The following is a 22,051-nucleotide window of genomic DNA, read 5'->3' on the forward strand; positions in this document are numbered from 1 at the left end:
CGCGAGGACTGCTTGCAGGTCCGAGCCGTCCGCACAGGAGGTGAAACACATGCGAGACACCAGCAAGGGCGGTCATCTGGCCCGTCGGGGACGGGTCCGCACCGGTCTCGGCCGCGCGGTCCGCTGGATCGACGACTGGACCGTCGAGGCCTTCAACCCGGTCTACCCGTACCGGGGCCGCACCCGCCGCTAGTGCCCTGGTTCGCCGACGCCATCGGCGTCGTCGGCGAACTCCGAGGGCACCACGACCGGCCGCGCCCTCGCCCAGACGACGAAGATCGCCGACGTGACGAGCATGCCGAGCCCCGCCCACAGGTTGATGTTGATCCCCGCGGCCTTCTGGATCTCCTCGGCCGTGGTGAAGGCGAAGCCGGTGACGGTCAGCACCACCCCGTAGACGCCGAAGAGCAGCGCGATGATCAGGCGGAGGTCGAACAGACCCGCCTTGGACTGCGAAGCCATGTCTTCTCCTCCGACTCAGATGAACAGCATGCTCAGCGCGACGGTCAGCACCAGCACGCCTCCGCCGAGCACGGCGGGCGAGCGGTACCACCCAGCGTCCTCGCCGGTGACCGAGTGCGCGCGGTCCTCCTTCGGCGTCAGGCTGTAGACCAGCCCGACCAGCTCCTTCTCCGGCTTCGGCTTGGTGACCAGCGAGACGACGACGCTGACCAGGATGTCCACCACGAAGGCCGCGCCCGCGCCGATGAACGCCGGGCCCTGACCCGTCAGCTCCAGCACCCCGCCCGCCGCCAGCCGGTCCACCGTGATCGCGGCCGCGGTGCCCGCCACCAGGCCGATCCAGCCCGCCGCCGGCGTCATCCGCTTCCAGAACATCGCCAGGATGAACGTGGCGAACAGCGGCGCGTTGAAGAAGGAGAACAGGGTCTGGATGTAGTCCATGATGTTGCCGTAGTCGGAGGCGATCAACGCGGTGAAGATCGCCACGACCATGCCGCCGACGGTCGCGAGGCGGCCGACCCGCAGGTAGTACTCGTCCGGCCGGTCCTTGCGCACGTAGCTCTGCCACAGGTCGTAGGTGAAGACCGTGTTGAAGGAGCTGACGTTGGCCGCGACACCGGCCATGAACGAGGCGAGCAGGCCGGCGAGCGCGACCCCGAGGAAGCCGTTGGGCAGCAGGTCCCGCATCAGGTACAGGATCGAGTCGTTGTACTCCACGCCCTCGGCGCCCGCGCCCTGCTTGAGCGCGGCGATCTCCGGAACGGCGACCGCGGCGATCATGCCGGGGATGATGATGACGGCCGGGATCAGCACCTTCGGGTAGGCGCCGATGATCGGGGTGCGCTTGGCCGCGGACATGCTCTTGGCCGACATGGCGCGCTGCACCTCGGCGAAGTTCGTCGTCCAGTAGCCGAAGGACAGCACGAAGCCGAGGCCGAAGACCAGGCCGAGCACGCTCAGCGTGGCGTCACCGATGCCGGTCAGGCTGGTCGCGGGCCACGCGGAGAGCTGCTCGGCGCCGCCGGGACTCGCGGTGATCTTGTCGACGAGGCCCTGCCAGCCGCCGACCTTGGTCAGGCCGATGATCGTGAGCGGCAGCAGCGCCGCCACGATCACGAAGAACTGCAGCACCTCGTTGTAGATCGCCGCCGACAGGCCGCCGAGGGTGGTGTAGGTCAGCACGACCACCGCGGCGATCACGATGGAGAGCGGGATGGACCAGCCGAGCAGCGCGTTCATGATCAGCGCCAGCGCGAACAGGTTCACGCCCGCGATCAGCACCTGGGCGACCGCGAAGCTGAGCGCGTTCACCAGGTGCGCGCCGGGTCCGAAGCGGCGGCGCAGGAACTCGGGGACGCTGCGCACCTTCGAGCCGTAGTAGAAGGGCATCATCACCAGGCCGAGGAAGACCATGGCCGGGATGGCGCCGATCCAGTAGTAGTGCACGGTCGGGATGCCGTGCTGCGCCCCGTTGGCCGTCATGCCGAGCAGTTCCAGCGCGCCCAGATTGGCCGAGATGAAGGCCAGTCCCGTCACCCACGCGGGCAGCGAGCGCCCGGAGAGCAGGAAGTCCAGGCTGCTGGACACCGATCGCCGGGCCATGAACCCGATGCCGAGCACCAGCGCGAAGTACACGCCGAGCAGCGTGTAGTCCAGCCAGCTCGCATTGAGCAGTGGCTCCGACTTGGCGAGTTCGATCACGCCGCCCTACCTCCCAAGTCAACACCTTCGAACAGCAATCACCATCACCACAACGGGGCGCACGCTACCGCACGCGGGCGCGCACATGAACCCTCAACTTCGCCCGTCGTGTCGAATTTGTTGTGACCGACCACTAATTCGAGGACAGTAGACCTTCCCGGCGCGGCGCACAGCCCGCCGAGCGGAGGACACGAGACAGATTCAGAAGAGGCGGAACTCGTCCGGCTCGATGCCGCGCAGGGCGTCGTAGTCGAGCGTGACGCACTCGATGCCCCGGTCCTCGGCGAGGACGCGGGCCTGCGGCTTGATGATCTGCGCGGCGAAGATGCCGCGAACGGGGGCGAGCAGCGGATCGCGGTTGAGCAGCTCCAGGTAGCGGGTCAGCTGCTCGACGCCGTCGATCTCACCGCGCCGCTTGATCTCCACGGCGACGCTGGAGCCCTTGGCGTCGCGGCACATCAGGTCGACCGGGCCGATCGCCGTCGGGAACTCGCGGCGCACGAGCGTCCAGCCCTCGCCCAGGGTGGTGACGTGCTCGGCCAGCAGCTCCTGCAGGTGCGCCTCGACCCCGTCCTTGCGCAGGCCGGGCTCGGGGCCCAGCTCGTGCTTGGAGTCGTGCAGCACCTCCTCGACGGTGATCACCAGCTTCTCGCCCGCCTTGTTCTGCACCACCCAGGTCCCGGGGTCCTCGATGAGCCAGCACGGCGGGCTCATCCAGTTCAGCGGCTTGAACGCGCGGTCGTCGGAGTGGATCGAGACGGAGCCGTCCGCCTTGATCAACAGCAGCCGCTGGGCCATGGGCAGGTGGGCGGTGAGGCGGCCGACGTAGTCGACCTGGCAACGAGCGATGACCAGACGCACGGCGATGAGGCTACGGGCCGCCGCGGCGGGCGTGCGCGCGGGTGAGGGCGGTTCAGGATCTTGGAGGGAGTCAGGGGGCGGGGGCTACGGGCGAGTAACGTCGCGGCCCGTGTCGCTCTCGCTGCAGTCCCTGATGCGGACCAAGCCCGTCGAACGGATCACCGACGAGGGCGCCAACACCCAGCTCAAACGCAGTCTCGGCCTGATCCCGCTGATCGCGTTGTCGGTCGGCGCCACGCTGGGCACCGGGATCTTCGTGGTGCTCGGCGAAGCGGCCCCGCAGGCGGGCCCGGCGGTGGTGCTCTCGTTCGTCCTCGCCGCGCTCGCGGCACTGTTCTCGGCGTTGTCCTACGCGGAGCTGGCGGGCGCGGTCCCGGTCTCCGGCTCGGCGTACTCCTACTCCTACGCGACCATGGGCGAGTTCGTCGCGTGGCTGTGCGGTTGGTGTTTGTTGTTGGAGTACGGGGTCTCCGTCGCGGCGGTCGCGGTCGGCTGGGGCGGCTACCTCAACGAGTTCCTGCACTCCACGATCGGCGTCCGCATCCCGGAGGCGCTGTCCCACTCCCCCGCGGCCGGCGGGATCATGGACCTGCCCGCGGCGGTCGTGGTGCTGTTGGCCGCCTTCGTGCTCATCGGCGGCGCCAGGGAGAGCGCTGTGGTGACCACGGTGACCACCGTGCTGAAGCTGCTGGTTCTGGTCTTCTTCGTGGTGGTCACGGTGTCGGCGTTCAACTCCGCCAACATGGCGCCCTTCGCCCCGGCCGGGATCGCGGGCATCACCGGCGGAGCGTCGGCGGTGTTCTTCTCCTTCATCGGCTTCGACGCGGCGTCCACGGCGGGCGAGGAAGCGCGCAACCCGCAGCGCGACCTGCCGAGGGCGATCGTGATCTCGCTGGGCATCGTGACCGCGATGTACGTGCTGGTGGCGCTGACCGCCGTGGGAGCGGTCGGGGCTGACGGGCTCGGCGGCCAGGAGGCGTCGCTGTCGGCGGTCATGCGCGAGGTCACCGGAGCGGGCTGGCCGTCGATCGTGCTGGCCTTCGGAGCGGTGGTCGCGATCGCCTCCGTGGTGCTGACCGTCCTCTACGGACAGACGCGCGTGCTGGTGGCGATGTCGCGCGACGGCCTGGTCCCCGCGATGTTCTCCAAGGTCGGCAAGCGCAAGGTGCCGACGGCCAACACCCTGGTCATCGGCGGTCTGGTGGCGGCGCTGGCCGCGTTCGTGCCGCTCGGCCAGCTCGCGGAGGCGACGAGCATCGGCACGCTGGTCGCGTTCTCGCTGGTCAACATCGGCGTTCTGGTGCTGCGCCGGACCAAGCCCGACCTGCCGCGCAGCTTCCGCGCCCCACTGATGCCGGTCACGCCGATCATCGGGCTCGGCCTGTGCGTGCTGCTCGTGGTCGGCCTCAAGCCGCAGACCTGGCTGGCGTTCGGGATCTGGACGGTCGTCGGGCTCGGCGTGTACTTCCTGTACGGCGTGCGCAAGTCCCGGCTGAACGGCTGGCAGCATGGAGACCGTGGAGAAGCTGGACAGTCGTGAGGTGTACGCCAACGCGTGGATGACCGTGCGCGAGGACGGCATCCGCCGCGCGGACGGCTCGCGCGGGATCTACGGCGTGGTGGACAAGCCGCAGTTCGCGCTGGTCGTGCCGTTGGACGGGGACCGGCTGCACCTGGTCGAGCAGTACCGCTACGCGCTCGGCCTGCGCCGGTGGGAGTTCCCGCAGGGCACCGCACCGGAGCGGGCGGACAGCGAGCCGATGGAGCTTGCCGCGCGCGAGCTGCGCGAGGAGACCGGCCTGCGCGCGGGGCGGATGACCGAGCTCGGCCTGCTCGACGTGGCGCCCGGGATGTCCAGCCAGCGCGGCCGCGTCTTCCTGGCGACCGAGCTCGTGCAGGGCGAGCCGGAGCGCGAGCACGAGGAGCAGGACATGCGCACCGCGTGGTTCACCCGCGCGGAGTTCGAGGCGATGATCGCCAAGGGTGAGATCACCGACGCGCAGTCGATCGCCGCCTACGCACTGCTCCTTTTGCACGAACGCGGCTGAGCAAAGACTTTCAATCCGGCAATAGCCAGGTATTCGATCGAGGTGTTTCAGCAAAGAATGAAACCCCGACTGCCGTGGTAGTCGTGCGCTAACCTCGCACTGAACTGCGAGGCCATGTGGCCTGCGCGTTTCCATCCACGACACTCCCTGGGGTTTGAATGAGGAGAATCCTCACGCTCGGCCTTGCCGCGATACTCGCGACGGGCGCCGCGGCCGCCGTCACCACCCCCGCTTTCGCGGGCGAACTCGAATTCGGCGCCTGCCCGGCCGATGTGGCGGGGACTTATCCCGAACTGAAGTGCGCGAATCTTCGCGTTCCACTGGACTACGCCGACCCGCTCGGGGCACAGGTCAACGTGCTCCTCTCGAAGCGGGCGAGCACGAATCCCGCGAAGCGCCGTGGCGTGCTGCTCGTCAACCCGGGCGGCACCACCGGAGCCGGTGTGCTGCACGCGGGCAAGCTGACGAAGGCGGAGGCGAGCGGCTACACCCGCCTGCCGAAGGAGGTGCTCGACACCTACGACGTCATCGGCATGGACGCCCGCGGTGTCGGGCACAGCGAGCAGCCGAGCTGCGTCGGCGAGGACTACTGGCGGACCATGCAGCCCGACCCGGACCTGCCGGGGCAGCGGGACCTCAGCTGGAACCGGTGGCAGGCCTACTCCAAGGCGTGCGGCGAGAAGAACGGCGACCGGCTCAGGCACTTCGGCACGCGCAACGTGGTGCGGGACATGGACCGCATGCTCACCCAGCTCGGTGAGCGCAAGCTCAGCTTCCTCGGCTCGGGTTACGGCGCCTACGTCGGCACCGCCTTCGGGCAGCAGTACCCGCACCGGCTCGACCGCGTCGTGTTCGACAGCTCGACCAACCCCGACACCAAGCAGATGTGGTACGAGCTCGGTCTGGAGCAGGTGCGGCTCGGCGAGGGCAGGCAGCGCGAGTACCTGAGCTGGATCGCCAAGTACGACAACGTGTTCCACCTCGGCAAGACCTTCGACGCGGTGAACGCCGCCTGGCAGAAGATGCTCGGCGACTTCCGCGCGCGGCCGCACGGGCAGGACAAGAACGTCGGCGCGGCCGAGCTGCTCGACGCCTACGTCAGCACCCAGTCGCACGGGGCCTACTGGGAGCCGCTCGCCAAGGCGATGGCCGACTACGTGCTTCGCGGTGACGAGCGGGCCGTGCTCGCCTGGGCGACCCCGACCGGTGGCCCCGACGTCGAGCGCTACATCGCGAGCCTGATGACGGTCGCGTGCCTGGACACCGACTGGCCGTCGGACCGCGCGCGGATCGAGCGGGACTTCACCAAGGCGTCCAAGGGCACCTCCTGGGGTTGGTACAACGTGACCATCCCGTCCGCCTGCGCGAACTGGCCCGCCGGGCACGAGGAGCGGATCAAGACGACTGGCGCGGGCCTTCCGCCGACCCTGTTGTTCGCGACCGATCGGTCGGCGGTCACCCCGTACGCCGACTCCGTCGCCATGCACCAGCGGCTGCGTGGTTCGGTGCTGGTGACCGAGCGCAATTCGAGCACCACCACCGTGACCGGGCGCCCGTCCACCTTCGCCAACCCGCAGGCCGAGCGGATCATGAAGGAGTACCTGGTCAGCGGCAAGCTCCCGCACTCTGACGTGAGCGTGCCGCCGCACGCGGAGCCGGTGCCGACCGCGAGCGCCCCCGCAGCGGCTCCCCCGGCGCACCTCCGCCTGCACAACAACTGAACTCGTTGAAGCCGTCCTACGGGACCGGCTTACGTACCCAATGTGGCATTTGTTGCTTCTGACGAAACAAATGCCACATTGGGTACAACAACGCGGGCGGGCGAGGGTGGCTTTCGTACGCCTGGGGGTTCCCCCGCTTTCAAGCGTGGCGCGCGGGGATGGCGGAGTGCAAGGTGAGGAAGGGGGTTGGGTGTCACGAGGCTCGCAGTGCCTGGGTGATGGCGGTGCCCAACTCCTCGGTCGTGGCGGTACCGCCCAGGTCCGGGGTGGCGATCTGCTTGGCCTCCAGGACGGCGTCGACCGCGTTGCGAACGGCTTGTGCGGCAATGGTTTCGCCCAGGTGTTCGAGCATCATGGCGCCCGCCAGGACCTGGGCGACGGGGTTGGCGATGCCCTGGCCCGCGATGTCGGGGGCGCTGCCGTGCACGGCCTCGAACATGGACGGGTGCTCGCCGGGCGGGTTGATGTTGCCGGACGGAGCCATGCCGAGGCCGCCGGTGACGGCCGCCGCGAGGTCGCTGAGGATGTCGCCGAAGAGGTTGGACGCCACGATCACGTCCAGCCGCTCGGGGTTCTGCACGATCCGCGCGGCGAGTGCGTCGACATGGCACTGCTCGCTCTTCACATCGGGGTACTCGGCGGCGATCTCGGCGAAGATCTCGTCCCAGTACGGCATCGAGTGGATGAGGCCGTTGGACTTCGTCGCCGAGCACAGCCTGCCGTCGCGGGTGCGCGCCAGCTCGAAGGCGTAGCGGATGATCCGCTCGACCCCGACCCGCGTGAAAACCGACTCCTGGAGCACGAACTCGCTGGGCTGGCCCGCGTTGTGCCTGCCGCCGATGGCCGAGTACTCGCCCTCGGAGTTCTCACGGACGATCACCATCTCCAGGTCCTCGGCGGAGCGCTCGCGCAGCACCGAACTGGTCCCGGGGAACAGCCGGACCGGGCGCAGGTTGACGTACTGCGCGAAGGCCCTGCGCACAGGAATCAGCAAGCCCCACAGGGAGATGTGGTCCGGAACGCCCGGAAACCCCACCGCGCCGAGAAGAATCCCGTCGAAGCCGGACAGCACCGAGATGCCGTCCACAGGCATCATCGAGCCGGTCTTCGCGTAGCGCTCACAGCTCCAGTCGAACTCAGTCCACTGTAGACGGAAGCCGGTGAGCGACGCGGCGCGGTCGAGCACCTTGCGCGCCTCGACGGTGACGTCGACGCCGATCCCGTCGCCCGGGATAGAGGCGATCTCGTAGGTCCTCACAGGCTCACCGCGATGTACTTGGTCTCCAGGAACTCTTCGATACCAACGGTTCCGCCTTCCCTGCCGAGACCGGACTGCTTGATCCCACCGAACGGCGCCGCCGGGTTGGACACGATGCCCTGGTTCAGGCCGATCATCCCGGCCTCAAGCCGCTCCGAGACGCGCAGCGCGCGCTTCACGTCGTTGGTGAACAGGTAGGACACCAGCCCGTACTCGGTGTCGTTGGCGGCCTCGACCGCTTCGTCCTCAGTGTCGAAGACCGAAATCGGTGCCACTGGGCCGAAAATCTCTTCATCGGACATGCGCGCGTCACGCGGGACGTCGACGAGCACGGTCGCTGGGTAGAAGTGCCCCGGACCGTCCACTTCGGACCCTCCGGTCAGCACGCGCGCTCCTCGCTCGACCGCGTCCGCGACCAGCTCCCGGACCTTGCGCACAGCGTCGTCGTCGATCAGCGGGCCGACCACGACGCCGTCCTCCGTGCCACGGCCCATCTTCTGCGCGGCCATGCGCTCGGTCAGCCTGCGCGCGAACTCGTCGTAGACGCCGCGCTGCACGTAGAACCGGTTCGCCGCAGTGCAAGCCTCGCCGATGTTGCGCATCTTGGCCTGCATCGCGCCGTCCACCGCCGCGTCGAGGTCGGCGTCGTCGAAGACGAGGAAAGGCGCGTTGCCGCCGAGCTCCATGGAGGTCCGAAGCACCTTTTCCGCGCACTGCTCAAGGAGTTTGCGTCCCACGGCGGTGGAGCCGGTGAAGGAGAGCTTGCGCGCGCGACCGTCGCGGATCAGCGGCTCCATCACCGCACCCGCGTCGCTCGTCGTGATCACGTTGAGCACGCCGTCGGGCAGGCCTGCTTCGGCGAGGACGCCCGCGAGGGCCAGCATCGACAGCGGCGTCTGCTCGGCCGGCTTGATCACCACGGTGCAGCCCGCCGCGATCGCCGGACCGAGCTTGCGCCCGCCCATGGCCATCGGGAAGTTCCACGGGGTGATCAACAGCGTCGGGCCGACCGGTTGCTTGGTGATGAGGAAGCGGCCGTTCCCGTTGGGCGCCACGGCATAGCCGCCGTCGATGCGCACGGCCTCCTCGGCGAACCAGCGGAAGAACTCGGCGGCGTAGGCGACCTCGCCACGCGCCTCGGCCAGTGGCTTGCCCATCTCCAGCGTCATCAGCAACGCGAGTTCCTCGTTGCGCGCCAACAGGATTTCGTAGGCCCGGCGCAGGATCTCCCCACGCTCGCGCGGTGGCATCGCGGCGAAGCCCCGCTGCGCGGCCACGGCGGCCTCCAGCGCGGCCTTGCCATCGGCAGGGGAAGCGTCCGCGACCTCGCACAGTCCTCGCCCCGTCGAGGGATCGTGCACGGCGAAGGTCCGGCCGCCGGACGCGGCGACCCACTTCCCGCCGATGAACAGGTCCTTGGTGACCTGGTCGACCACGCCGGTCTCGCTGATCTCAGACATCCCGCTCCTCGCCGATGGCGTTCATTGCGTCGGTCCGAGCCCCATGCTACGAATATTGTCGACAATCTACAACACCCGCAGCACCAGCCGAGGAGTGTTCGATGGCCGAGCTGTCCCCTGTGCTCAAGCAGGCAACTCCCGTCGTAGCGGACCGGGGCGAAGGCGTCTACCTCTATGACACGAACGGCAGGCGCAACCTCGACTTCACCGCGGGCATCGGTGTCACCAGCACCGGGCACTGCCACCCTCGCGTGGTCGCCGCCGCCCAGGCGCAGATCGGCAAGCTGATCCACGGCCAGTACACGACGGTCATGCACCGCCCGATGTTGGAGCTGGCCGAGAAGCTCGGCGCGGTGCTGCCGCCCGGCCTGGACTCGCTGTTCTTCGTGAACTCAGGCAGCGAGGCCATCGAGGCAGCGCTGCGGCTGACCCGCCAGGCCACCGGACGCCCGAACGTCGTTGTGTTCCAAGGGGGTTTCCACGGGCGCACCGTGGGCGCGGCCAGCATGACCTCGTCCGGCACCCGGTTCAACGCGGGCTTCTCACCGATGATGGGCGGCGTGCACGTGGCGCCGTTCCCCAACGCCTACCGCTACGGGTGGGACGTCGAGACCGCGACGAGGTTCGCGCTGCGCGAGCTGGACTACCTCTTCGCCACGGCCAGCGTGCCGCACGAGACCGCCGCGTTCTTCATCGAGCCGGTTCTCGGCGAGGGCGGTTACGTGCCCGCGAACACCGAGTTCTTCGCGGGACTGCGCGAGCGCGCCGACCGGCACGGCATCCTGCTGGTGATCGACGAGGTGCAGACCGGCTTCGGCCGCACCGGGAAGTTCTGGGGCCACGACCACTTCGACGTGCGCCCGGACATCGTCGTGATCGCGAAGGGCCTCGCGAGCGGCTTCCCGCTCTCCGGCATCGCTGCTTCCACCGAGCTGATGTCCAAGGCTTGGCCCGGCTCGCAGGGCGGAACCTACGGCGGCAACGCGGTTTCCTGCGCCGCGGCACTGGAAACGCTCAACGTGATCCAGGACGAGGGTCTCGTGGAGAACGCCGCCGCGCGGGGCGAACAGCTGCTCGCGGGCGCGCGGCTCGTCGCGGACAAGACACCACGGGTCGGTGACGTGCGCGGGTTGGGGCTGATGGTGGGTTCCGAGTTCACCACCGCCGACGGCGAGCCCGACACCGCCACCGCGCAGGCCGCGCAGAAGGCCGCCGGAGAGCGCGGGTTGCTGATGCTGACCTGCGGCGCGCACATGAACGTCGTGCGGATGATCCCGCCGCTGATCATCACCGCCGAGCAGGTCGACGAGGGCCTGGGGATCTGGGCCGACGCCGTCGCCGCCGTCACCACTGGCTGAGAGGACTTCGACGTGGCCCGCTACATCACCATCACCCTGGACAAGCGCGGTGTGTCCTGCCGCGCCCGGCTGCTCGACGCCGAGGCACCGCGCACCTGCAAGGCCGTGTGGGACGCGCTGCCGCAGAGCGGGTCGGCCTACCACGCCAAGTACGCCCGCAACGAGGTCTACACGTTGGTCCCGCCGTTCGCGAACCCCAAGCCCGGCAGGGAAAACCCCACCGTGACGCCGATTCCCGGCGACGTCGTGTACTTCGGCTTCGAGGCGTGGGAGATCGGCAACCCCGCCTACGGCTACGAGGACTCCAGCGAGGCGCACGGCGACGAGGGCGCCACCGACCTCGCGATCTTCTACGGCCGCAACAACCTGCTCATCAACGGCGACGCGGGATGGGTGCCCGGCAACGTCTTCGCCACCATCGAGGAAGGCCTCGCCGAGATGGCGGCCGCCGCACAGGACCTGTGGCTGCGCGGCGTGGAAGGCGAAACCCTCTCCTTCGCCCGCGCCGCCGAATCACCTCAATGACGCATTCGTGTGGTTGAGCGTGCTGAATGAGTCATTGAGGGCGCTCAAGTACCTCAATGAGTCATTCAGCACTGAGGCCGCCCCGGGGCTCGGTAAGGGTTTGCGGTCGTTGCGGACAACTGCGGCGGGGGTTTGCGGGTCTTGAAGACCGGCGAACCCTGCCCCGCGCAGGACGGCGCCCAACCGCAGACCCCACCAGCCAACGGCCCGTTTGGTGCGTTGAACGCACTGAACGGGTCGTTCAGCGCGCTCAACGCACTAAACGACCCGTTCAGGGCTTCAGCGGCGTGGCGTGCAGGCTCGCGCCGGGGATTAGGCGTTGGACGGCGTCCTCCATGTGCGCCTCGAGCAGGGTGAGCACCTGGGCCTCGTCGCCGGAGCGGATCGCCTGGATGATCTGGTTGTGCTCGCCGACGCGCTCCTCAACGGCCTGGTAGGTGCGCTGGAGTTCGGCGAGGCACATCCGCGTCTCGATGAGCAGCGTGCGCGCCATGCGGATCAGGCGGGGGCTACCGGAGGCCGCGATCAGCGCCTCGTGGAACTTGAGGTCGGCGTCCGACAGGGCGGTCGGGTCGTCGTCATCGGCGGCCGCCGCCATCGCGCGCACGGTCTCGTCCAGCGCCAGAGCGACGATTTCCCGGTTGCCGCCGCGCATCACGCGGATGACGGCCTCGCGCTCGATCGCCGAGCGCGTCGAGTAGATGTCGTACACGTCGGCGGGGCCGAGGTCGATCACGAACAGCCCGCGGTGGCGTTCCGCGCGCAGCAGTCCCTCGGAGACCAGCCGCTGCATCGCCTCCCGCAGCGGCCCCCTGGAGACCTGGAACTGCGACGCCAGTTCGGTTTCACCGAGCTGCGTGCCGGGCGGCAGGGCACCGCGCATGATCGCGTCGCGGAGCTGCCGAGCGATGATCTCGGCGGTCGATTCCCGGCTGACCGGTGAGATGTCCGGCAGCGCCATCACGCACCTCCTGTGCGGAAGAGTGTGCCGAAGGCGGCGGTCCCCGGGTGGCCGCCGACCAGCCGCAGGCCCTCCCAGACGGTCACCTGGTTCGCGGTCAGCACGGGCTTGCCGAGCCGCTTCTCGATCTCGTTGACCACGTTGAGCGTGCGCATCGCGGTGTCGGGCACCAGGACCGCCTCGGCGTCGGGGTGGTCGTGCGCCACCGCGAAGTCGATCACCGCGTCCGGGTCGAGCCTGCCGACCTCGGCCGCGGTGTCGATGTCCGCGCTGGCCATGGACACCACCTCGACACCGCCGGCGCCGAGGAACTCCACGAAGTACTCGGCCACGTCGGCGGGGTAGCTCGCGGCGACGGCGACCTTGCTCAATCCGAGCGCCCGCGCGGCGTTGACGAACGCGAAAGACGTGCTGGAGGCGGGCTTCCCGGCCGCTTCGGCGAGCTTGGCGACCTGGTCGGTGGCGCCGTCCCAGCGGTAGACGAAGCTCCCGCTGGTGCACGCCCACACCACGGCGTCGGGCTCGTGCTTCGCGAGCAGCCGCGCTCCCTCGGCGAGCCGCTCCGGGCTGCCCAGGTCCAGCAGCTCGGGCACGGCGTGCAGGTCCGTGCCGTAGATGTGCGCGACCGGCAGCCGCACGTCGTCGGCGAGCAACTCGGCCGCGAACGGGTACTCGTCCTCCACCGCGTGGTCGGGGTAGATGAAGCCGATCGTCGGCATGGCGAGTTCCTCCAACAGGGTTGTCGACAATCCTAAGTGACCTCGCGGAGCCAGGTTCCCGGCCCCACGATGGGCAGCCGCATGCGGCGCAGGCACGCCCACATGGTCAGCTGGTTGGCGGTGAGCACCGGCTTGCCGAGCCTGCGCTCCAGCGGCTCGATCAGGTCGTAGGTGGGCAGGTTGGTGCAGCTGACGAAGATCGCCTCGGCATCGGGGTGGTCGGCGGCGAGGATGCGCTCGGCGATGGTGCGGTAGCTGACCTTCCAGATGCCGCCACCGAGCCCGAGGTAGTCGCTGGAGACCGTGGTGACGCCCAGTTCGGCCAGGAACGCCTGCAGGCTCCTGGTCAGGTCCTCGTCATAGGGCGTGATCACCGAGATCGAGCGCAGGTCCAACTGGTGCAGCACCTCGGCGAGCGCCCCCGAGGTGGTCACCGCGTCCGGGGCGCCCGCGTCGCAGATCGCCTTGCACAGCGAGCGCTCGTGGTCGACGCCGTTGACGAAGCTGCCGGAGGTGCACAGGTAGGCGACGACCTCGGGTTCGACGTGCAGCACGTCCCTGGTCGCGGCGGCCAGGTGCGAGCTGTTGCTGACCAGTCGCGCCATCTCCATGCTGACCGGCACCGGCTCGTACGGGGTGCGGGCCAGGTGCAGCGAGACCTCCATCGGCACCCAGCGCCACAGCTCCCGCTCCAGCGCCAGGTCGAACGGGGCGATGACGCCGATCCCGCGCTGGGCGAGCGGACCGTCGAAGTCCAAGAGATCCAAATCCAAGGCTGGGCTCCCAGGGTGAGGAGTGGCCTCCGGGGTGACTCCTCGGATTGTTGACAATCATACGAACGACTCCTAGCGTGTCAACGTGCCCGAAACCCCAGTGCTCACGGTCTTGCACGGCGACTCACGGCCGCCCGGCATGCGGGGCATCGAGGACACCGCGGTGGTTCGTTACACCCGCGAGGACGGGCTCGCCGAGGCGCTGAGCGGCGCCGACGCGCTGTTCGTCTACGACTTCCTCTCCAAGGCCGTCCCCGGCGCCTGGCACGCCGCCGACCGGCTCCGCTGGGTGCACATCGCCAGCGCAGGGGTGGATCCGGTGCTGTTCCCGGAGATCAGGGACAGCGATGTCGTGCTGACCAACTCGCGCGGGGTCTTCGACCGGCCGATCGCCGAGTACGTGCTCGGCGTGCTGCTGGCCTTTGCCAAGGATTTCGCTCGTTCGGCCGAACTCCAGAGCCGGAAACGTTGGCTGCACAGGGAATCCGAGCGGCTCACCGGCAAGCGCGCGCTCGTCGTCGGCACCGGCCCGATCGGCAGGGCCGTCGCCGGGCTGCTGAGCGCGGTCGGGGTGCACGTGTCCGGCATCGGCCGCCGAGCCCGCGCGGACGACCCGGACTTCGGCACCGTGCACGCCGCCGACGACCTGCTGGAGCACTTGCCGGAAGCGGACTTCGTCATCGCGGTCGCACCCTTGACCGAGCACACCAAGGGGATGTTCGACTCCCGCGCGTTCGCGGCGATGCGCCCGACCGCGCGGTTGGTCAACGTCGGGCGCGGCGAGCTGGTGGTGACCTCGGATCTGGTGCGCGCCCTGCGCGACGGAGTGATCGCGGGTGCGGCGCTCGACGTGTTCGAGACCGAGCCACTGCCCCAGGACAGTCCACTGTGGACCATGGAGAACGTCCTTGTCTCCCCGCACATGTCCGGCGACTTCGTCGGCTGGCGGGACGCGCTGGTCGAGGTCTTCGCGGACAACTTTCGGCGGTGGCGAGCCGATCGTGATCTTCGTAATGTCGTCGACAAGCAGCTGGGCTACGTGCCGAGCACACGCTGAGGAGGGTCATGGCCCCGAACACGAGCAGCCTGACGACGGCGAGCGAGTTGGCAGCGGCCTTCTCCTCGGGTGAGCTGTCGCCGGTGGAGGCGACGCGGTCGGCCCTCGAAGCGATCGAGCGCGGGGACGGCGAGTACAACGCCTACTGCCTCGTCGACGCCGAAGCCGCGATGGAGCAGGCGAAAGCCTCGGAGCAGCGGTGGCACGACGGCAACCCGATCGGCTGGCTGGACGGGGTTCCCGCGTCGATCAAGGACATGTTCCTCAGCGTCGGCTGGCCCACCCTGCGCGGCTCGCGCTGCATCGACCCGGAGCAGCCGTGGGTGGTGGACAGCCCGGTCACCGCGCGCCTGCGCGAGAACGGCTTGGTACTGCTGGGAAAGACCACCACGCCGGAGCTCGGGTGGAAGGGCGTCACCGACAGCCCCCTGCGCGGCGTCACGCGGAACCCTTGGGACGCGACGAAGACCGCGGGCGGCTCCAGCGGGGGCAGCGCGGCGGCGGTCGCGGCGGGCATGGGCGCGCTCTCCGTGGGCACCGACGGTGGCGGTTCGGTGCGGATTCCCGCGTCGTTCTGCGGGATCGTCGGGTTCAAGCCGACGCACGGCCGCATCCCGCTCTACCCCGCGAGCCCCTTCGGTCCGTTGTCGCACGCCGGTCCGATGGCGCTCTCCGTCGACGACATCGCGCTGTTGCAGGACGTGCTCGCGCTGCCCGATTACCGTGACCCCACTTCACTTCCGCAGCTCGTCGGCACCTACCGCGAAGCCGTCCGGCGCGATGTGCGCGGGCTGCGCGCGGCGTTCTCGCCGAACCTGGGCTACGTCGACGTGGACCCCGAGGTCGCCGAGATCGTGGCCTCCGCCGTGCGCGCGATCGACGAGGCCGGGCTGCACGTGGACCAGGTCGACCCCGACTTCAAGGACCCGAAGGAAGCGTTCTGGGTGCTGTGGTCCACCGGCGCCGCGAAGTGGCTCGACGCCTTCCCGGCGGGCTCGGCCGACAAGCTCGACCCAGGGCTGCGGATGCTGTGGGAGCAGGGCGGCACGTACACCGCCAGCGACTACCTCGGCGCGAACGCCGAGCGCGCCGCGCTGGGCATCACCATGGGCGAGTTCCACAGCAGGCACGACGTGCTGATCACTCCGACCATGCCGATCCCCGCTTTCGAGGCGGGCGCGGACGTGCCCGCGGGCAGCGGGATGAGCGGCTGGCCGGACTGGACGCCGTTCACCTACCCGTTCAACATGACGCAGCAGCCCGCGATCAGCATGCCCGTCGGCAGGACCGCCGCCGGGCTCCCCGTCGGCCTGCAGATCGTCGGCCCCAGGCACTCCGACGACCTCGTGCTGGCCGTCGCGCGCCTGGTCGAGGAGGTCGTCCCGACCCGCTAGTCCGGCCAGGAGGGCTTGCGCTTCTCCAGGAACGCGGCCATGCCCTCCTTCGCGCCCGGCGTCTGCGAGGCTGCGGCCATGGCTTCGAGCGCGATCTCGTAGGCGTCCGCCTCGGGCCGGTCGAGCTGTGCGTAGAGCGTCCGCTTTCCCGCCGCCTTGCTCGCCCGGCTGCCCCGCGTCGCCCGCGCCAGGAGGTCGTCGACGGCGGCGTCCAACTCCTCGTCCGGCACCACCCGGTTGATCAAGCCCCACTGCTCGGCGGTCGCGGCGTCGATCGGATCGCCGGTCAGCGCCAGCTCCATCAAGCGCTTGCGGCCGATCGCGCGAGCCACCGGCACGGCGGGCGTGTGGCAGAACCACCCGGCTTTGCCGCCCGGCAGCGCGAATCCCGCTGAGGCCGCCGCCACGGCGAGGTCGCACGACGCGACGAGCTGACACCCGGCGGCCGTGGCCAGCGCGTGCACCCGCGCGATCACCACCTGCGGGATGGACTGGACGGTGCGCATGACCTCGGTGCACAGCTCCAACAGCTCGCGCACCCCGTCGAGGTCGCGCGCGGCCACGTCGGCGAAGTCGTGCCCGGCGGAGAAGACCTTGCCCGTCCCGGCGAGCACCACCCCGGTCGCATCGGACTCCCCCGCCGCGCGGAAGGCGCTCAGCAGCTCGGTCAGGTGCTCGGCGGAGAGCGCGTTGCGGCGCTCCGGCCGGTTCATCGTGATCCGAACGATGTCGTCCGCACGATCGACGAGGAGGTTCCGGTACTCGGACATGGCCCCGACCGTAGCGGCGCGGAGTTAGCCTGACGAGGTGCCCGAACTGCTGATCCCCTTTTTGGCCGTCGTCGTCGTGCTGACGATCACCCCCGGCCCTGACATGGCGCTCGTGCTGCGCAACGGGGTGCGCGGTGGGACCGCCGCCGCGTGGTGGACCGGGCTCGGCTGTTGCGCCGGGATCGCCGTGCACGCGCTCGCCGCGGTCATCGGCCTCTCCGCGCTCTTGGCCGCTTCGGCGACCGCGTTCACCGTCGTGAAGCTGGCGGGTGCCGCGTACCTGGTGTGGCTCGGTGTGCAGGCGCTCTGGGCGGCCCGGCACGGCCTTCGCGGCGTCCGGTCGTCGTTGACGACAGCCGTCAAGGAGCCCGTGGCCCGCAGCGCCGCGTTCCGCCAGGGCGTGCTGAGCAACATCCTCAACCCCAAGATCGCCTTGCTGTTCCTGACCCTGCTGCCGCAGTTCGTCGCCGCCGGAGAGTCCCGCATGGCGACCTCCGCCGTGCTGGCCGCCGTCTTCTTGGCGCTCGCCGTGGCGTGGTGGACCGTCTTCTCCGTCCTCATCGGCAAGCTCGGCCGCTTCCTCTCCCACCCCAAGGTCAAGCTCACCCTCGAACGCCTCACCGGCGCCGTCCTGGTAGCCCTCGGCCTCCGCGTGGCCCTCGACTGACGCCACGCACTCCGCACCCCACCAATGCCGCGTTCGGTGCGTTGAGTTCCCTGAATGACTCATTCGGGACGCTCAAGTACCTCAATGAGTCATTCAGCTACTACGGGGCGTGGAAGGTGCGGCGGTAGGCGCCGGGGGTCACGCCGAGGGCGGAGTGCATGCGGCGGCGGAGGTTCGCGGCGGTGCCGAGGCCGCAACGGTGGGCGACGCGGTCGACGGAGAGGTCGGTGGTCTCCAGCAGGCGCTGGGCGTGCCGAATCCGTTGCGCCAGAAGCCACTTCCCGGGCGTGGTGCCCATGGCGGCGGTGAACGCGCGCTGGAAGGACCGCTCGCTCATCCCCGCGTGCGCGGCGAGATCACCCACGCCCAGGGAGCTCTCCAGCCGACCGCTCGCCCAGTCCACAGTGGACCCGATGCCCACCTGAGCCGGGCGCGGCGGAACGGGAGCCTCGACGAACTGGCGCTGATCCCCCTCGCGCGCGGGCGGCATCACCAACCGTCGAGCGAGCGCGGTGGCCACGGAAGCCCCGAGCGACCGCCGCACCAGGTGCAAGCAGAGGTCAACGCCGCCAACGACTCCCGCCGACGTCAGCACGGAACCGTCGTCGGTGTACAGCACGTCGCCCCGGATCTCCGCGCGCGGAGCCGCAGAGGCCAGCTGTGGCAGCAACCGCCAATGCGTCGTCGCGGGCCGGCCGTCGAGCAGCCCGGCCGCAGCGGCGGTGAACGCGCCGGAGCACAGCGTCGCGATCACGCCGTCGTACGAGCGCAGCGCCTGGATCACCGACCGAGGGACGGGCGCCAGCGGGTCGTAGCGACCGGGCAGCACGACGAGATCGCAGCCCGCCAAGCCGTCCAAGCCATGCGTGGGAACCAGTGAACCGATCGGTCGCAGAGCCACAGGAGCTTTTCGAGGCGCACAAATCCGCAGCTCAAAAGGCCCGATGCCCGAATCCACGCGGTCAACGCACCACACCTCAGCCGTCACAGCCACGTCAAAGGAGCGGGTGTCCGGCAGGGCAAGCAGTCCGACGGTGCGCATGGCAGGAAAGTACTCCTTCGCGCCGGTTCTGCCACTCCCGCGCACGCCGCCCGCCGGGCAGGCTCAACCGCATGACAACAGCTCTGATCGTGATCGACGTGCAGCGCGGCTTCGACGACACCGAGTTCTGGGGCAAGCGCAACAACCCCGACGCGGAGGCCAACATCCGGCTGCTCATCGAGGCGTGGCAACGCAAGGGCGAGCCGATCGTGTTGGTGCGGCACAACTCCGCGAAGCACGACTCACCGCTGCGCCCCGGCCAGGAAGGCAACGACTTCAAGCCCGAGCTCGACGGCGTCACGCCGGACTTCTTGGTCAACAAGAGCGTGCACTCCGCCTTCCACGGCGAAGAGGACCTGCACGCGTGGCTGCGGGAACGCGGCATCACCGAGCTCGTCACCTGCGGCATCCAGACCAACCGCTGCGTCGAGACCACGACCCGGGTCGGCGGCGACCTCGGCTACGAGATCAAGTACGTGCTCGACGCGACGTACACCTTCGACGAGACCGCGCAGGACGGGTCGATCGTCACGGCCGACGAGATCGCGCGCGTGGTCGCGGTGAACCTGCACGGCAACTTCGCCGAGGTGACCAGCACGCGCGCCGTCCTTACCTGACAGGTAATCGATCCGACGCACGCGCTCGCGTAGACATGAGGCATGACGACGCGAGACACGGTGATGGAGCTGCTGCGGCGAATCGGTGAGGGCGACCCCGCGCGAATCGCGGAACTGTATGCGCCGCAAACGGATTGGCAGCTCGACTGGCCCGAGGCGGAGCACGGGCGTGCCGAGACGCCGTGGATTCGCCACCGGTCGACCCGCGCCGACGCCGCCGCGCACTTCCGCGAGATCGGCGAGAACCACGTGCCCGGCGAGGCCGCGACGGAGATCGAGCGCATCCTCGTCGACGGCGATGAAGCCGTGGTGCTGGGCGAGATCCGGCAGACCGCGAAGTCGACCGGACGCGCCTACCGGGCACGGTTCGCCCTGCACCTCACGGTCGAGGACGGCCTGATCACACGGCACCACGTCTACGAGGACAGCCTCGCCGTGGCGCAGGCGTTCACCCGATGAGCCCTAGGACTCGTTCAGCACGGACTGGAGGAACGACCGCGTGCGCTCGTGGTCGGGCGAGTCGAACATCTGCTCCGGCGGCGCCGCCTCGATGATCTTGCCCTCGCAGAACATCAGCACGCGGTGCGAGATGTCCCGCGCGAACTTCATCGCGTGGGTCACGCACAGCATCGTGACGTCGGTGGTCTTGGCGACGTCGCGCAGCACGTCGAGCACTCCGGCGGCCAGCTCGGGGTCCAGCGCCGAGGTCACCTCGTCCAGCAACAGCACGTCCGGCCGCATCGCCAGTGCACGGGCGATCGCGACCCGCTGCTGCTGGCCGCCGGAGAGCTGGGAAGGATACGAGTCGATCTTGTGATCGAGTCCGACCATCTCCAAGAGGCCGAGCGCGCGCTCCTCAGCCTCCTCTTTGGACAGTCCAAGAACGTGCACCGGCGCCTCGGTCACGTTGCGCAGCACGCGCATGTTCGGGAAGAGGTTGAAGGACTGGAAAACCATGGTGATGCGCTGGCGCACCTTGCGGACGTGCGCCTCGCTGGCCGGAACCAGCTTCCCGCCGCGCTCCTCGTGGAAGAGGTAGTCATCGCCGACGCGCACGGTGCCGGTGTCCGGCTCCATCAGCGTCATCAGCATGCGCAGGATCGTGGTCTTGCCGGAGCCGCTGGGCCCGATCAGCGTGACCCGCTCCCCAGCGCCGACCGCGAAGGAGAGATCATCCAGCACCACGTTGTCGCCGAAGCGCTTGGAGACCTTGTCGAAGTGGATGAACTGACCGTCCTTGCGCGAGGTCAGGGCTGCCTCCGTCGCCGACTGGCTCATGAGCTTGAGGTCCTTTCCTAGCAAGGGTCACACGGGTCGGGGAGCGGGCACCAAGCGCCGCTCCATCCGCCGCACCAGCCACGCGGTCGGCAGGCTCAGCAGCAGGAAGAGCACACCGATGATGGTGACCGGCTCCAGGTAGCGGTAGTTCTCCGCGCCGAGCTGCCTGGCGACGGAGAGCAGCTCCATCACCGTGATCACGGTGAGCTGCGGGGTCTCCTTGAACATCGCGATCGCGTAGTTGCCCAGCGCCGGGATCGACGGCGGCACCGCCTGCGGCAGGATCACGCTCGTCCACACCCGCCGGGTCGGCAGGTTGAGCGCCTTGGCCGCCTCCCACTGCCCGGCGGGCACGCCCTCGATGCCGGAGCGGTACACCTCCGAGGTGTAGGTGGCGTAGTGCAGGCCGAGCCCGATCACGCCGGTCATGAAGGCGGACAACTGGATCCCGGCCTCGGGCAGCACGAAGAACAGCACGAACAGCTGCACCAGCAGCGGGGTCGAGCGGATGAACTCCACGAAGATCTCGGTGGGGATGGAGATCCACCGCGCGGAGCTGCGCCGCATCACGGTGAAGACCAGCCCCAGCACCAACGCGATCGCGGTTCCCGCCAGCGTCGCGAGCACGGTCACGCCGAGCCCGTCGAGCAGCTGCGGCAGCGTCTCCCACGCGTAACCCCAGTCCCAGGTCATGCCTTCACCCCCTTGATACGCGCGAAGAATCCCGGAGTCGGTTGCCTGCCAAGGGATTTCGCGACGCGGCGTTCGACAAGCCGCACGATGGTCGTGAAGATCACCGCGAGGACCGCGTACAGGATCAGCAGCGCGGTGAACACCGAGGCGGAGTCGCCGGTGGCGTTGCGCACGATCTGCCCGGCGAAGGTCAGGTCGGGGATCAGCACGATGTAGGCGACCGAGGTCCCCTTCAGCAGCTCGATGAGCAGGTTGCCGAACGGCGGGAGCATGCGCGCGATCGCCTGCGGCAGAACGACGAGCCGCATCCGCTGCGAGCGCGTGAAGTTCAGCGCGACGGCGGCCTCGATCTGCGCGACCGGGACGGCGACGATGCCGCCGCGCACGACCTCGGCGCCGTAGGCCCCGATGTTCAGCGCCAGCGCGAGGATTCCGGCCCACATCGGTTCGAGCTGCCAGCCCGCGTAGGGCAGCGCGAAGACGAACCAGAACAGCAGCACCAGCGCGGAGATCCCTCGGAACAGCTCGATGTAGCAGCGGCCGACGCCGCGCACCACGATGTTCGGGCTGCACGTGGCTATGCCCGCCGCGAAGGAGAACACCAGGCCGAGCACCGCCGCGCCGACGGTGAGCTGCAACGTGGTCAGCAAACCTTCGAGCAGGTAAGCGAAAAGCTGGGGAGACAT

General features: G+C 69.2%; 24 protein-coding genes. 11 read left to right on the top strand and 13 right to left on the bottom strand.

The window, feature by feature from the left end; translation table 11 throughout:
- Window positions 1-49: 49 nt before the first annotated feature.
- Window positions 50-193 carry a hypothetical protein gene (locus ABD798_RS31185; RefSeq protein WP_344882829.1) on the top strand — a complete coding sequence of 48 codons (144 nt, stop codon included), beginning with the start codon at window positions 50-52 and terminating at the stop codon, window positions 191-193.
- Here ABD798_RS31185 and ABD798_RS31190 read toward each other — a convergent pair.
- From ABD798_RS31190 to nucS, 3 genes are all read right to left on the bottom strand, one after another.
- On the bottom strand, window positions 190-462 hold the full coding sequence (locus tag ABD798_RS31190; protein ID WP_344882832.1) for a hypothetical protein: 273 nt from the start codon (window positions 460-462) through the stop codon (window positions 190-192). The two genes, ABD798_RS31185 and ABD798_RS31190, sit on opposite strands and share 4 nt — an antisense overlap.
- A 15-nt stretch (window positions 463-477) precedes the next feature.
- Window positions 478-2,163 carry a sodium:solute symporter family protein gene (locus ABD798_RS31195; RefSeq protein ID WP_344882835.1) on the bottom strand — a complete coding sequence of 562 codons (1,686 nt, stop codon included), beginning with the start codon at window positions 2,161-2,163 and terminating at the stop codon, window positions 478-480.
- Between the two features lie 201 nt (window positions 2,164-2,364).
- Entirely contained in the window at window positions 2,365-3,024 is a 660-nt protein-coding gene (nucS, locus tag ABD798_RS31200; RefSeq protein ID WP_344882838.1) for an endonuclease NucS, read from the bottom strand.
- A gap of 133 nt (window positions 3,025-3,157) precedes the next feature.
- Between nucS and ABD798_RS31205 the strand changes: the two genes are divergently transcribed.
- The 3 genes from ABD798_RS31205 to ABD798_RS31215 all read left to right on the top strand — a co-directional run bounded on the left by ABD798_RS31205 (window position 3,158) and on the right by ABD798_RS31215 (window position 6,793).
- A complete protein-coding gene (locus tag ABD798_RS31205; protein ID WP_344883688.1) occupies window positions 3,158-4,564 on the top strand; it encodes an amino acid permease in 1,407 nt (468 codons plus the stop codon).
- Window positions 4,533-5,072: an NUDIX domain-containing protein gene (locus tag ABD798_RS31210; RefSeq protein WP_344882842.1), complete on the top strand. Its 540-nt coding sequence runs from the start codon at window positions 4,533-4,535 to the stop codon at window positions 5,070-5,072. Before ABD798_RS31205 ends, ABD798_RS31210 begins: the two co-directional genes overlap by 32 nt.
- Window positions 5,073-5,230: 158 nt before the next feature.
- The gene (locus tag ABD798_RS31215) at window positions 5,231-6,793 is read left to right on the top strand and encodes an alpha/beta fold hydrolase (RefSeq protein WP_344882845.1); all 1,563 of its coding nucleotides are present in this window, start codon (window positions 5,231-5,233) and stop codon (window positions 6,791-6,793) included.
- A gap of 193 nt (window positions 6,794-6,986) precedes the next feature.
- Here the strand turns inward: ABD798_RS31215 and ABD798_RS31220 are convergent, their stop codons facing one another.
- Entirely contained in the window at window positions 6,987-8,051 is a 1,065-nt protein-coding gene (locus ABD798_RS31220; protein ID WP_344882848.1) for a tartrate dehydrogenase, read from the bottom strand.
- The gene (locus ABD798_RS31225) at window positions 8,048-9,511 is read right to left on the bottom strand and encodes an NAD-dependent succinate-semialdehyde dehydrogenase (RefSeq protein ID WP_344882851.1); all 1,464 of its coding nucleotides are present in this window, start codon (window positions 9,509-9,511) and stop codon (window positions 8,048-8,050) included. The genes ABD798_RS31220 and ABD798_RS31225 overlap by 4 nt, the downstream gene beginning before the upstream one ends.
- A gap of 101 nt (window positions 9,512-9,612) precedes the next feature.
- Between ABD798_RS31225 and ABD798_RS31230 the strand changes: the two genes are divergently transcribed.
- Entirely contained in the window at window positions 9,613-10,869 is a 1,257-nt protein-coding gene (locus ABD798_RS31230; RefSeq protein WP_344882854.1) for an aspartate aminotransferase family protein, read from the top strand.
- Window positions 10,870-10,881: 12 nt separating this feature from the next.
- Window positions 10,882-11,394, top strand: a complete 513-nt coding sequence (locus ABD798_RS31235) for a DUF3830 family protein (RefSeq protein ID WP_344882857.1) — start codon at window positions 10,882-10,884, stop codon at window positions 11,392-11,394.
- A gap of 271 nt (window positions 11,395-11,665) precedes the next feature.
- On the opposite strand, the gene ABD798_RS31240 is transcribed toward ABD798_RS31235, so the two are convergent.
- Genes ABD798_RS31240 through ABD798_RS31250 form a run of 3 tightly spaced genes read right to left on the bottom strand, consistent with a single transcriptional unit; the run spans window position 11,666 to window position 13,847 of the window.
- On the bottom strand, window positions 11,666-12,355 hold the full coding sequence (locus ABD798_RS31240; protein WP_344882860.1) for a GntR family transcriptional regulator: 690 nt from the start codon (window positions 12,353-12,355) through the stop codon (window positions 11,666-11,668).
- A complete protein-coding gene (locus tag ABD798_RS31245) occupies window positions 12,355-13,074 on the bottom strand; it encodes a maleate cis-trans isomerase family protein (RefSeq protein ID WP_344882863.1) in 720 nt (239 codons plus the stop codon). The genes ABD798_RS31240 and ABD798_RS31245 overlap by 1 nt, the downstream gene beginning before the upstream one ends.
- 32 nt (window positions 13,075-13,106) lie before the next feature.
- Window positions 13,107-13,847, bottom strand: coding sequence for a maleate cis-trans isomerase family protein (locus ABD798_RS31250; protein ID WP_344882866.1), 741 nt, complete (start codon window positions 13,845-13,847; stop codon window positions 13,107-13,109).
- 139 nt (window positions 13,848-13,986) lie between these two features.
- Here ABD798_RS31250 and ABD798_RS31255 point away from each other — a divergent pair, with 139 nt between their 5' ends.
- Entirely contained in the window at window positions 13,987-14,904 is a 918-nt protein-coding gene (locus tag ABD798_RS31255) for a D-2-hydroxyacid dehydrogenase (RefSeq protein ID WP_344883691.1), read from the top strand.
- Between the two features lie 8 nt (window positions 14,905-14,912).
- Window positions 14,913-16,298: an amidase gene (locus tag ABD798_RS31260; RefSeq protein ID WP_344882869.1), complete on the top strand. Its 1,386-nt coding sequence runs from the start codon at window positions 14,913-14,915 to the stop codon at window positions 16,296-16,298.
- Here the strand turns inward: ABD798_RS31260 and ABD798_RS31265 are convergent.
- On the bottom strand, window positions 16,295-17,068 hold the full coding sequence (locus ABD798_RS31265) for an enoyl-CoA hydratase-related protein (protein ID WP_344882872.1): 774 nt from the start codon (window positions 17,066-17,068) through the stop codon (window positions 16,295-16,297). The genes ABD798_RS31260 and ABD798_RS31265 overlap by 4 nt on opposite strands.
- A 37-nt stretch (window positions 17,069-17,105) precedes the next feature.
- Here ABD798_RS31265 and ABD798_RS31270 point away from each other — a divergent pair, with 37 nt between their 5' ends.
- Window positions 17,106-17,735, top strand: coding sequence for a LysE family translocator (locus ABD798_RS31270; protein ID WP_344882875.1), 630 nt, complete (start codon window positions 17,106-17,108; stop codon window positions 17,733-17,735).
- Window positions 17,736-17,835: 100 nt separating this feature from the next.
- On the opposite strand, the gene ABD798_RS31275 is transcribed toward ABD798_RS31270, so the two are convergent.
- Window positions 17,836-18,777 (bottom strand): GlxA family transcriptional regulator, encoded by a 942-nt coding sequence (locus ABD798_RS31275; RefSeq protein WP_344882878.1) that lies wholly within the window; start codon window positions 18,775-18,777, stop codon window positions 17,836-17,838.
- Between the two features lie 71 nt (window positions 18,778-18,848).
- On the opposite strand from ABD798_RS31275, the gene ABD798_RS31280 reads away from it, so the two are divergent.
- Window positions 18,849-19,394, top strand: a complete 546-nt coding sequence (locus tag ABD798_RS31280; protein WP_344882881.1) for a cysteine hydrolase family protein — start codon at window positions 18,849-18,851, stop codon at window positions 19,392-19,394.
- 42 nt (window positions 19,395-19,436) lie between these two features.
- Window positions 19,437-19,853, top strand: coding sequence for a nuclear transport factor 2 family protein (locus ABD798_RS31285; protein ID WP_344882884.1), 417 nt, complete (start codon window positions 19,437-19,439; stop codon window positions 19,851-19,853).
- A 3-nt stretch (window positions 19,854-19,856) separates the two neighbouring features.
- On the opposite strand, the gene ehuA is transcribed toward ABD798_RS31285, so the two are convergent.
- The 3 genes from ehuA to ehuC are packed head-to-tail and all read right to left on the bottom strand — an operon-like array spanning window position 19,857 to window position 22,051.
- Window positions 19,857-20,672: an ectoine/hydroxyectoine ABC transporter ATP-binding protein EhuA gene (gene ehuA, locus ABD798_RS31290; RefSeq protein WP_086819291.1), complete on the bottom strand. Its 816-nt coding sequence runs from the start codon at window positions 20,670-20,672 to the stop codon at window positions 19,857-19,859.
- Window positions 20,673-20,699: 27 nt separating this feature from the next.
- Window positions 20,700-21,365: an ectoine/hydroxyectoine ABC transporter permease subunit EhuD gene (ehuD, locus tag ABD798_RS31295; protein WP_344882889.1), complete on the bottom strand. Its 666-nt coding sequence runs from the start codon at window positions 21,363-21,365 to the stop codon at window positions 20,700-20,702.
- Window positions 21,362-22,051 carry an ectoine/hydroxyectoine ABC transporter permease subunit EhuC gene (gene ehuC, locus ABD798_RS31300; protein WP_344882892.1) on the bottom strand — a complete coding sequence of 230 codons (690 nt, stop codon included), beginning with the start codon at window positions 22,049-22,051 and terminating at the stop codon, window positions 21,362-21,364. The genes ehuD and ehuC overlap by 4 nt, the downstream gene beginning before the upstream one ends.

The sequence above is a fragment of the Allokutzneria multivorans genome (assembly GCF_039537405.1).
Taxonomy (GTDB): domain Bacteria; phylum Actinomycetota; class Actinomycetes; order Mycobacteriales; family Pseudonocardiaceae; genus Allokutzneria; species Allokutzneria multivorans.

Coding starts and splice junctions, on each gene's coding strand:
- ABD798_RS31185 (WP_344882829.1), top strand. CDS start 50: ATGCGAGACACCAGCAAGGGCGGTCATCTGGCCCGTCGGGGACGGGTC.
- ABD798_RS31190 (WP_344882832.1), bottom strand. CDS start 462: ATGGCTTCGCAGTCCAAGGCGGGTCTGTTCGACCTCCGCCTGATCATC.
- ABD798_RS31205 (WP_344883688.1), top strand. CDS start 3,158: ATGCGGACCAAGCCCGTCGAACGGATCACCGACGAGGGCGCCAACACC.
- ABD798_RS31210 (WP_344882842.1), top strand. CDS start 4,533: ATGGAGACCGTGGAGAAGCTGGACAGTCGTGAGGTGTACGCCAACGCG.
- ABD798_RS31215 (WP_344882845.1), top strand. CDS start 5,231: ATGAGGAGAATCCTCACGCTCGGCCTTGCCGCGATACTCGCGACGGGC.
- ABD798_RS31225 (WP_344882851.1), bottom strand. CDS start 9,511: ATGTCTGAGATCAGCGAGACCGGCGTGGTCGACCAGGTCACCAAGGAC.
- ABD798_RS31230 (WP_344882854.1), top strand. CDS start 9,613: ATGGCCGAGCTGTCCCCTGTGCTCAAGCAGGCAACTCCCGTCGTAGCG.
- ABD798_RS31240 (WP_344882860.1), bottom strand. CDS start 12,355: ATGGCGCTGCCGGACATCTCACCGGTCAGCCGGGAATCGACCGCCGAG.
- ABD798_RS31245 (WP_344882863.1), bottom strand. CDS start 13,074: ATGCCGACGATCGGCTTCATCTACCCCGACCACGCGGTGGAGGACGAG.
- ABD798_RS31255 (WP_344883691.1), top strand. CDS start 13,987: ATGCGGGGCATCGAGGACACCGCGGTGGTTCGTTACACCCGCGAGGAC.
- ABD798_RS31260 (WP_344882869.1), top strand. CDS start 14,913: ATGGCCCCGAACACGAGCAGCCTGACGACGGCGAGCGAGTTGGCAGCG.
- ABD798_RS31265 (WP_344882872.1), bottom strand. CDS start 17,068: ATGTCCGAGTACCGGAACCTCCTCGTCGATCGTGCGGACGACATCGTT.
- ABD798_RS31275 (WP_344882878.1), bottom strand. CDS start 18,777: ATGCGCACCGTCGGACTGCTTGCCCTGCCGGACACCCGCTCCTTTGAC.
- ABD798_RS31280 (WP_344882881.1), top strand. CDS start 18,849: ATGACAACAGCTCTGATCGTGATCGACGTGCAGCGCGGCTTCGACGAC.
- ABD798_RS31285 (WP_344882884.1), top strand. CDS start 19,437: ATGACGACGCGAGACACGGTGATGGAGCTGCTGCGGCGAATCGGTGAG.
- ehuA (WP_086819291.1), bottom strand. CDS start 20,672: ATGAGCCAGTCGGCGACGGAGGCAGCCCTGACCTCGCGCAAGGACGGT.
- ehuD (WP_344882889.1), bottom strand. CDS start 21,365: ATGACCTGGGACTGGGGTTACGCGTGGGAGACGCTGCCGCAGCTGCTC.
- ehuC (WP_344882892.1), bottom strand. CDS start 22,051: ATGTCTCCCCAGCTTTTCGCTTACCTGCTCGAAGGTTTGCTGACCACG.